At 76.0% G+C, this 3312-nt stretch carries 2 protein-coding genes; both read right to left on the reverse strand.

Annotated features, from left to right (window positions below; genetic code table 11):
* Positions 1 to 69: 69 nt before the first annotated feature.
* Positions 70 to 1488: an FAD-dependent oxidoreductase gene (locus tag UW392_RS33670; RefSeq protein WP_320778989.1), complete on the reverse strand. Its 1419-nt coding sequence runs from the start codon at positions 1486 to 1488 to the stop codon at positions 70 to 72.
* Between the two features lie 78 nt (positions 1489 to 1566).
* Positions 1567 to 3312, reverse strand: a 1746-nt coding sequence (locus UW392_RS33675) for a helix-turn-helix transcriptional regulator (RefSeq protein WP_320778990.1), incomplete at its 5' end; no start/stop codon positions are given.

Below are 3312 nucleotides of genomic sequence, written 5' to 3' on the forward strand. Positions count from 1 at the left end.
GCGCAGTTCCCCGCCGGCCCTTCAGGGGCGCGGGGAACTGCGCGAACGGCCCCCGCCGGCCCGCGGCCGTCAGTGGCGGCCCGCCACCCTGTCGGCGACACGGGCCAGCCGGGAGGACCCGGCACTGGACGTACGCGTCTCGCGGGCGTCCGCCACCCGGTACGCCCCGTACAGCCCCCGCACCCCCAGCCAGCGCAGCGGCTCCGGTTCCCAGCGCCTGACCCGGTGTCCGGCCCACGGCAGCGCCGTGAGTTCCGTGCGGCCCGCCTGCCCGGAGTCGTGGCGGACCAGGTCGGTCAGGGTGCGGGCGGCAAGGTTGGACGTGGCGACGCCGGAGCCGACGTAGCCGCCCGCCCAGCCAAGACCCGTCGACCGGTCCAGGTCGACCGTCGCGCACCAGTCGCGCGGCACCCCCAGCACCCCGGACCAGGCGTACGCGATCCGCGCCCCGGTGAGGGACGGGAAGAAGCCCGTGAGGACGCGGCGCAGTTCCTCGACCGTCGCGCGCGGGGTGGTGCCGTCGGTGTCGGTGCGGGAGCCGAAGCGGTACGGCACGCCGCGTCCGCCGAGCGCGATCCGGCCGTCGGCGGTGCGCTGCGCGTACATGTAGGCGTGTGCCAGGTCGCCGAGGGTCTGCCGGCCCGCCCAGCCGAGGGAGTCCCACTGCGCGTCGGTGAGCGGTTCGGTGGCGATCATCGAGGAGTTCATCGGCAGCCAGGTGCGCCGCTCCCCCTTCAGACCTGCGGTGAACCCCTCGGTGCAGCGCAGGATGTAAGGCGCGCGGACCGTGCCGTACGGCGTGACCGCGTGCCGCGGGCGGATCTCCGTGACCGGCGTCGACTCGTGGATCGTGACGCCGAGGCGTTCGACGGCCGCCGCGAGGCCCTTGACCAGTTTCACGGGGTGCACGCGCGCGCCGTGCGGCGTCCACGTCGCGCCGACCGCGTCGGCCACCCGTATCCGCTCGGCGGTCTCCCGCGCGCCGTACAGTTCGCGGTCCTGCTCGCCGAAGGCCAGCTCCGTCTCGTGGAACGTCCTGAGCCGGGCGAACTGCGCGGGGGTCCGGGCGACCTCCAGGACGCCGCCCTTGTGGACGTCCGCGTCGATGCCCTCGGCCGCGGCGACGCGGATCACCTCGTCGACGGTGTCGTTCATGGCCCGCTGGAGCCGTACCGCCGCGTCCCGGCCGTGCAGCGCGGCGTACCGGTCGCGGCCCGCGACGCCGTTGTACAGCCAGCCGCCGTTGCGGCCCGAGGCGCCGTATCCGCAGAACTTCCGTTCCAGCACGGTGATGCGGAGGAAGGGCGCCGCCCGCTTCAGGTAGTACGCCGTCCACAGTCCCGTGTAACCGCCGCCGACGATCGCGACGTCCGCCGTGGTGTCCCCGGCGAGGGGTTCACGGATCGCCGGGAGGCCGTCGTCCGCGTACCAGAAGGAGATGCCGCCGTTGACGACATCGGCCGTCGAAGCGGCCGTTGAGCTGTCCATGGCGGGACGGTAGCCGTAGCGCGCGGTTCCTGTCTGCCGCGGAATCCGTCGCCGTCCGGTCCGGCGCCGCCGGTCGCTCTAGTCGCCGTCCTCCGCCGGGGCCAGCGCGTCGCGCAGTTCGCCTCTGCGTCTTATGCGCAGCTTGCGGTAGGCGCTGGTGAGGTGGGTCTCCACGGTCCGCCGTGCCAGGTGCAGCAGGTCGGCTATCTCCGCGTTGGTACGGCCGTCCGCGGCCAGTTCGGCGATCCTGCGCTCGCTGCCGGTCAGGGCGTCGCTGCCGGTGCGGTCCGCACCGGCGCTGCGGGCACCGCCCTCGCGCAGCGCCTGCCGGGCCAGGGCGCGCAGCCGTACGGCGCCCTTGTCCTCGGCGCGTTCGGCGGCCTCGCGCAGACAGGCGCGGGCACGGGCGCGTTCCCCGGCGTCGATGAGCTGGCGGCCCCGGGCGAGCAGCGCGGGGATCAGCTCCATGGTGGTGTCGACCGGCGCTTCCCGCAGGACGCGCACCGCCTCCTCGGAGAGTTCCAGGCCGTGCCGTCCGCCGGTCGCGGTGCCCAGGACCCGCAGCGCGCGCCCCACCGTGCGGGGGGTGTCCCAGACCCGGGCCAGCCGCAGTTCCTCCTCCGCGAGGGCCAGCGCCTCCCGGGTGCGGCCGAGGGCCAGCCGGCACTCCGCCACGGCCGTGCGCCACGGGGTGACGACGGGGCTGACCACCTCGCGGGCGGACTGGCGGCGCCCGCACTCCAGGAAGTCGTGGAGGGCGCCCGCGTGGTCGCCGACGGCGGCGCGCTGCACGCCCCGCGCGTACAGGAACCGGTTGAGTTCCCAGGAGTCCGGGGCCTGCCGCAGGTCGAAGCCGTCGGCGAAGTCCCGGGCCTGTTCGAGCCGTCCGGTGTGCACGAGGGCCATCAGCGCGTGCGCGTCCGTGTTGAAGGGGGCGCTGCGGGCCCACGGCGTGCGGCGGGCCGCGGGGTCGTCGAGGTGGGTGAGGAGCGCCACGTGGTCGCCGCGGGCGGCGGCGATGTCGGCCCGCGTGTTGAGCAGGGCGTGCCGCATCGGGTGCAGCAGGGTGAGGTGCTGACCGGCCAGGCCCCGCTCCACCAGCCGTTCCGCCTCGTCGAGTTCGTCGGCCCACTGGGCGACCGCGGCGGCCGTCCCCAGCAGGAACGGCTCGGCCAGCGGGTCGCCGGGTTCGGCGAGCAGCACCCGCACCTGGCGCATGGCCTCCTCCGCCGAGGTCAGTCCGGCGGACGCCGTGTAGCGGACGAGGAGGGCCTGTCCCGCGGTGCCGACCAGTTCCGGGGAGCGGGCGGCGGTCTCGCCGAGCCGGCGGTACGCCTCCTGCCGCTGCGCCTGGTCGTGGTCGGAGAGCAGCGCGGAGGCGGTACGTACGGTGCGGGCGAGGCCCGGGTGTTCGGTGAGGTGGGCGTCGGCGCGGTGCAGGACGCCCATGGCGGTACGGACCTCGCCGCGGCCGGCCAGCGCGGTGCCGAGGGCGATGGCGGTACGCGCCCGGTCGCGGGGCGCGGCCGACAGGTGCAGCGCCTCGCCCAGCCGGGCGATGGCCGCGGGGGCGTCGGCGGCGGCGTACTCCAGTGAGCCGAGGGCGGTCAGCATCGGCTGCCGGACGTCGTCGGAGACGGGTTCGTCGAGGGCGCGGCGGAGGTAGCCGACCGCGTCCTCGGGCCGCGACTCGTCGACGGCGGCCGTCACCGCGTCCCGCAGTACGCGCAGCGCCCAGGGCAGGCCGACGGCCGGGGTCTGCACGAGATGCCGGGCGACCGCCTCGGCCCGGCCGCCGCGCCGCAGCAGCGCCTCGGCGGCGGC

It is taken from the genome of Streptomyces sp. CRN 30 (assembly GCF_034105845.1).